The sequence below is a fragment of the Acidimicrobiia bacterium genome (assembly GCA_040880805.1).
Lineage (GTDB): Bacteria > Actinomycetota > Acidimicrobiia > IMCC26256 > DASPTH01 > DASPTH01.
The window spans coordinates 117,789-124,176 of record JBBDHW010000029.1 but is presented as its reverse complement, the minus strand read 5'-3'; the positions used below and the strand labels follow the sequence as shown (position 1 = coordinate 124,176).

The 6,388-nt window shown below is 64.1% G+C and carries 7 protein-coding genes; 6 read left to right on the top strand and 1 reads right to left on the bottom strand.

The features are described from left to right. Positions 1 to 169 precede the first annotated feature (169 nt). Positions 170 to 1,090 (bottom strand): tyrosine-type recombinase/integrase, encoded by a 921-nt coding sequence (locus WD271_07815; GenBank protein MEX1007740.1) that lies wholly within the window; start codon positions 1,088 to 1,090, stop codon positions 170 to 172. A gap of 125 nt (positions 1,091 to 1,215) precedes the next feature. On the opposite strand from WD271_07815, the gene WD271_07810 reads away from it, so the two are divergent. From WD271_07810 to WD271_07785, 6 genes are all read left to right on the top strand, one after another. Next, positions 1,216 to 1,692, top strand: a complete 477-nt coding sequence (locus tag WD271_07810) for a hotdog fold domain-containing protein (GenBank protein ID MEX1007739.1) — start codon at positions 1,216 to 1,218, stop codon at positions 1,690 to 1,692. A 192-nt stretch (positions 1,693 to 1,884) separates the two neighbouring features. Continuing rightward, entirely contained in the window at positions 1,885 to 3,219 is a 1,335-nt protein-coding gene (locus tag WD271_07805) for a hypothetical protein (GenBank protein MEX1007738.1), read from the top strand. Between the two features lie 283 nt (positions 3,220 to 3,502). Next, positions 3,503 to 4,123 carry a hypothetical protein gene (locus WD271_07800; protein ID MEX1007737.1) on the top strand — a complete coding sequence of 207 codons (621 nt, stop codon included), beginning with the start codon at positions 3,503 to 3,505 and terminating at the stop codon, positions 4,121 to 4,123. 138 nt (positions 4,124 to 4,261) lie between these two features. After that, positions 4,262 to 4,945 carry a methyltransferase domain-containing protein gene (locus WD271_07795; GenBank protein MEX1007736.1) on the top strand — a complete coding sequence of 228 codons (684 nt, stop codon included), beginning with the start codon at positions 4,262 to 4,264 and terminating at the stop codon, positions 4,943 to 4,945. A gap of 243 nt (positions 4,946 to 5,188) precedes the next feature. Continuing rightward, entirely contained in the window at positions 5,189 to 5,770 is a 582-nt protein-coding gene (locus tag WD271_07790) for a class I SAM-dependent methyltransferase (protein MEX1007735.1), read from the top strand. A gap of 126 nt (positions 5,771 to 5,896) precedes the next feature. Next, on the top strand, positions 5,897 to 6,361 hold the full coding sequence (locus WD271_07785) for a hypothetical protein (protein ID MEX1007734.1): 465 nt from the start codon (positions 5,897 to 5,899) through the stop codon (positions 6,359 to 6,361). The last annotated feature ends 27 nt before the right edge of the window (positions 6,362 to 6,388 follow it).

Here is a 6,388-nt window from a genome sequence, read left to right as displayed (position 1 = left end):
TCATCCCGCGCCAAAACGCGAGCACTCAACCCACCGACTTTTTCAGGTCGAAGTAGATAGCCGCCTCGCCTCGTGGTCGCGATCCGACAGATGGTCGGGATCAGCGACCACGGGCGCATAATGCCCGCTCGGGAGCGGTTCTGCGACTCCCGAGCGGACGTGTGGGTTTCTATCGGGCAGCGCCGGCGAGGAACGTGGCGACGATGTAGGTGGCATGTCGGTCGAGTGAAACGCGAGCCCGGTCGTAACGCATGGTGGTACGCGGGTCGGCGTGGCTGGCGGCTTCTTGGACGTCGCGTAGCGGAACGCCGGCGTCGAGCGCGGCGGTGATGAACGCGTGGCGCAGCGTGTGCGGTCCCACGCGCTTGGTGATCCCGGCTTGGCGGGCGAGGCGACGCACGATCCGCCCAGCCGCGTGACGATCCAACCGGTCACCGTTACTCGCTCGGAAGATCGGGCCTTCGCAGCGTTCCCCAACTGCGAGGTCGATCGCTCGCGCGGTCCGTGGTGCGAGGGGCATCGTCACGACCTTGTGGCCTTTGCGGTGAATCGTGAGGGTCCGGTGCCCGCGCTCGAGACCGAGCGCTTCGATATCGGCCCAGGTAGCTTCCGAGACCCGCAGTCCATTGAGCGCGAGCAGGCTGATCAACGCGTGGTCGCGGGCGCTCGCGAGGCCAGCCGCGACGAGAAGGGCACCGACCTCGTTGCGATCCAAGCCGGTCGCGTTGGACTCGTAGTCGAGACGCGGCCGGCGGACATGCACCGCGGGTGAGACCGGGATCAGGGCTTCTTCTTCGGCGTAACGGTAGAACGCGGCGATCGTGCACAACCGCCGTGCGATCGCGGCGCGAGCCCGGCCGAGCGACTCGAGGTGACGGCCGAACGTCTCGATGTCCGCGCGGCGCGCACCGAAAAGCGCCACGCGGTGTTCGGTGCACCAGGTGACGTACTGACGGAGATCCAACGCGTACGCCTCATGAGTGAGGCCGCTGTAGCCGGCAAGAAACCCCGCCAACGCGAACTCCTCCTCCGGTGAGAAGAGCGCTTGACGAACCGGGACGAGGGCAGTCGACAAACTGGGATCGTGCATGAGAAGCCTCCAAGCTCAAGCCGGAGCTCCGTAGCCGCGATCGGTCGAGGGGCACCGGCCACTTCAGGAACGACGACCGTACGACACGACCAGCAGAACCGCTCCCGAGCGGGCATTATGCGTGCGTGACTCCGGACGAGGCCGCCCCGGACGCGTCTCGCGTTCAACGCAGTCCGACCGGAGTGTTTCTTTGCATGGAGCCGTGTGGCGTGCGCAACGCGTGCCGAATGGGAATACTCGCTGCGCAGCTGGAGGACGAAAACTCGGTCTCCTTCGACATCGAGTGCCCTCACGACTACCGCGAGACACCGAACCTCGCGCACACCTCATGGACCGCTGGAATCATGAGCGAGATGTGCGGCCAACTTCCGCTGTTCTTCGGAATCATGGCGTTCACCGGGACCGTGACGACACGCTTTCAAGCACCCGTACCTACCGGCGAGAGGCTGATCGGTCGGGCGACACTCGGAGGGCGCGAGCGCCGGAAGGTCTTCGTGGACGCGACGCTCACGTCATCGGTGACAAGGACCGAACTCGTGAAGGCAACGGCGATCACGATCGCCGTTGAGATGCGCAACCTTCAAGATCGTGGACTGACCTGACCGCCCCCGGTCTGCCGTTCGGCGCTCGCTAAGGCGCTCCCGATCGGGAAACGAGTATTCGTGTTGTGAGTTCTTGGGTCGGGTCAATCTGGCGCGCGCGGCACGCAGGAGTCCGCGCCTTGCCTGCCACTACCGGCCGCGAACAAACCAGGGCCTCGTGTGCGGTAGCGTTTTCAGCTCCGCAAGGCGGAGATGGAGGGCGGCATGCGACGCGGTCTTGTCGGTTTGAGCACAGTCGCGTTGACAGTGTCCCTGCTGGGAACGACTGCGCACGCGGCGCGAACCCCGAGCGTCGCTTCGCTTCGTTCGGCCGCGCGCGCTGCGCTGAACGCGGCTCTCGAGGGAGATGCATCTACTGCGTATGGCTACCTGTCGGCAAAATGTAGGAAGACAACATCGGAGGCCAAGTTCGCGGCCACCCTGGTGTTTGGCACCGCTTTCGCCGAGGGCTTGAGCAAGGTCAAGCTGAAAGACTTTCGAGCAGGGCGAGTGGAAACACGCGCTGTGTCGAGAAAGCGAGGACAGGCACGCGTGTTCGCGGTCGACAAGAACGGCGCAACCAGCCGGCTTGACAACGATCCCGATTGGAACATCTGGGTTTACGAAGACGGTCAATGGCGGAGCACGGACTGCGGATCATTCGACAGTTCGAGCGCCGACGCGCAAGCTCGTGCCGAGTACCTAGCGAGTGTTGACTTCAGCAAGGCGCCGACTGAGATCGTGGTCGACGCTGCGCTCGGCGAGAGGCTCGATGTCGGAGACGGGTTTACGGGGAGTTACACCGTGACACTGGTCGATGTTCGCGACTTCGGGCCCAGCCTGACCCAGGCGCCAGACAAGTACGGGTACGGCGGGCGCGCCGCGACCGCCAAAGGCCACTTCGTCGGAGTCAGCTACAGGATCCAGAACGCGACCAACGGCTCGCTTTCTCCGGAAGAAGCCCTCGGTGGACTCGCCTCGATCACAGACGGCAAGGCAACGTGGACGCCGTCACGCGACTTTTACGTCGACTCCATCGTCGAGAACGTCACAGGCGCCTCGTCTGCCAATGACGACCTCGGTGCAGGGTTCGACGCGACGGCATGGGTCATCTTCGACGTGCCCACCACGGTCAAACCGATTGGTCTCGTGCTTGCTTATGACTCCAACTCTCCTGTGATGCTGCGACTTCCCGTGCCGGGCTCCTCCCCTGCGGTGTCGACGCAACCACCAAGTACGGCCCCGGCGACCACGCTGCCGCTGCCGCCTGTCACCGACGATCCGCAGAGCTACGCGCAATACCTCTTCGTCACGTGGCAGAACGGCAACCGCACCGCCGCCGCCAACGTGGCGAGCGCCGACGCGGTGAACCAACTCTTCGCGCAGGCGTACAACCCGGCGACGCAATGGCAGTTTGGGATGTGCGACCCGGCGTCGGACTCGCTCTATTGCAACTGGAATGGCCAAGGCGGCGCGACGGTCACGATGACGGTCCGCACACTGATCGGTGGCTTGCCGATACAAGTGCTAAAGGTAGAGTTCAGCTAACGCGCAGCATGTCGGCACTCAGCCCAGCGTCCCGCCGGAAGACAGCGATCACCCCTGTGATCGCGGGGCGTTGCCCGCGTTTGCTACAGCCGCGCTCCATATCGAAGCCTGTTTGTGTCAAGAACCGTCGCGTTCACTCTTGTGGCATTCAATGCCCTCAGCGGGTACTGAAGGCCACAAGGTCGCGGGGTTCGCCACGCCGAACTGCCGCTCGGTGCGCGATGTTCTGGCGCGGTGAAGTGGCTGGCAACACTGACGCGGACCGGGCATTATGCGTGGCTCCATGGCCGATACAAAGTTGGTGAAGTCGGCGGGCGAGCACTGGGTCTGCGGCGTCCTGTCGCGACTTGGTTGGGCCGTCGCGCTGACCCGTGACGGGGTAGCGCGAACCGACATCCTCGGTGCGCATTCCGCGACCGGCCAGATGATCGAAGTGCAGGTGAAGGCCGCTAGCTTCGGTACTCGCTTGACGTTCATGCTCGGCGAGAAAGGCTGCGACCCGGCAAGGTCAGACCGTGAGTGGTATGTGCTTGTCGGGCTCGCGAAAGAAGCGTGGGACGCGCCGAGGGCCTTCGTCGTCCCAAGAGATCACGTGGCGGCGGCGACATGGATCGGCCACACGGAATGGCAGACCAACCCAACCGTTCCGGTTGGCAAGAGGAATACGGGTATCAAGGGTGCGCGGCTCGCCGACTGGGTCTTCGCGCGCTACGAACAGCGGTGGGACTTGCTGAACCGGCCAGCTTCGGCAGTGCCCGTCATGTTGCCTCCGCGGTTCAGAGAGTGGGCTCTCAGCGATCGTGTCGGCCTGAGAGCGGACCATCCTTGGACCGGCAAGTTGCCCGCATGGGAGGCTTCACAAGGGAGCGACGCATGGCCGGAGTGGGTCGTGATATCCGAATGAGCCTCTCGGCGCAGAACTGCCGCTAGGAGCGGGTGTTGTTCTGTCGCGGCGAACTTACTGGCGACATGAGCGCGGACCGGGCAATCTGGGCGCGTGGCGCTACGAACCTGGGAGATCGGCTTCCGTCATCACGAGGTGATGAATCCATCGAATCCGGAGAAGATCCGAGTCCTCGGCGAGCGCCTTCAACTTGATTCCGGTAAGACAGTTCTTGACCTCGGATGCGGGACCGGTGGACCAGCGGTTCTACTCGCTCGTGAATACGGGTGCCGCGTCGTCGCCGTCGACTCTCATGAGCCGTTTCTCGACGTGGGTAAGCGGCGGGCGGAGGACGCTGGTGTCGGTCACCTCGTGACGTTCGTTCACGAAGACGGTGCCGAGTACATCCGTCGTGCGCGTCGGTGCAACGTCGCACTCTGCTTGGGTGCCACGGGCGTGCTCGGCGGTTTCATTGAGACCGCGCGAACTCTGCGAGAACTCGTAGATGTCCAGGGTCACGTCGTGCTCGGTGACCTGTATGTCAAAGACCCCGTCCCACCCGACGCGAACGATGACGAGAACGCGCCGCTGTATTCGTTGGCTCAACTCTTGGACGCCTTCGTCATCACTGGCCTGGCACCAGTGACGGTGATCACTGCGTCGGAGGACGATTGGAATACCTACATCACGCTGAGGTGGCGGTCGGTCGAGGACTGGCTCGAAGAGAATCCAGATCATCCGGACGCTCCCCGGTTCCGGAACCGATCACGCGCCAGCGATCTGCAAGAGCAGCGTCACGGGTGGGCCATCATCGCTGGCCGTCGCGCTGTCGATCTCGGTTGACAACTGCACTCGAACGACCCACCGATCTCGCGAAGCCGCGCCCTAAGACCCGAGTTTGGCGGGGTAAGAGGCGCTCATGTCTGCCGATCGGCGCTCGCAGAGCAGCACCCGATCGAAGCAATATGTGCGCTTCCACCGCGCGTTTGGGGGTTCGCTATGGGTGGCGTGAAGACCAAGATACAACGCCGTTTCTGGGATTCGCACGCACGCGGGTGGGACGCCATGCGATCGAAGCCCGATGCGATGAGTCAGATCGACGAGGTGATTGCATCGCTCGGTGAGCGGCTTCCGGCCGGTGGCGCGGTGCTCGACGTCGGGTGCGGAACCGGTCAGCACGCGGTTGCCCTCGCCGCGGCGGGCTTCAAGGTGACCGCCGTCGACTACTCGCCCGGAATGCTCGACCGAGCCCGCGCGCACGCAAGAGAGCGCGGCGTCGAGGTCGAGTTCCGGTCACTGGACGTCAATGAAGCCACCGGGTTCGGGATTGATGCCTTCGACGGCGTGCTGTGCGTCTCGGTGCTTCAAGTTCTCGACGATCCGAGCCGCTTCATCGACGTCGTGAAATCTGCTCTCCGTCCCGGCGGACTGTTGCTTGTCGAGTCCGTCCGCGAGTTGGGCGCGCTCTCGCGCGGCGATGACCTCGGCATGCGTGATCGAGCGGTCAACGGGCTGAAGGCACTGGTAGTGAAGGTGCGACCGTCAGCCGTTGGCAAGTACACGCCCGCGGACGTCTCCCAGCTACTTGAGGCCGGTGGATTCTCAGTGGTCGACCAGGCAACATTCGAGGCAACCTTCACCGTGCTCGGTGAGAAGACTGCGCCATAACTGCCGATCCGCGACACTTTCCAGATACGCGACTCCGAGCAGAACGTGCGCACCGAACGTCGCCTACGTGACGGGCCTAGGGTCGCGAGCATGGCGCCTAGGAAGCGTCCAACGATCGAAGATCGCATGCAAGCGATTCGAATCGCGCTCTCGGGCATCGGATCCGGCGCCGACCTCGGCGACCTGCGCTTCGAGCTCCATCCCCTTCATCCGAAGAACGACACCTTCCCGGGCGAAGTCTTCCTCGAGCTGGCAGCCGACGCGATCGACGAAGCCGGTGCATCGCGTGAGGAGCCGATCGAGTTCGAGGGGATCCGGGAGCGCTACTTGCCCGAGTGCACCGCGCACACCAAGGTTCAGCATCAGCACAGCAAGTACGCGCTCCGAGCCGCGGCGATGCTTCGCGGCGGTGTCGATCCGGGACTGCTCGACGAGATCATCTGGTGGCAGTCCGACGACCTATGGGTCTGGGCGCTCGACGCGCTGGCGGTCTACGCGCGCGTGGCAGCGGACCGCACGGGCCTCCCAGTCGCGGTGATCTGCGACCGACTCGCGCAACGTCACGGCATCGAGCTCGACACACCGGACTGAAACACAGAAGAACGACCCAGAGCCGCA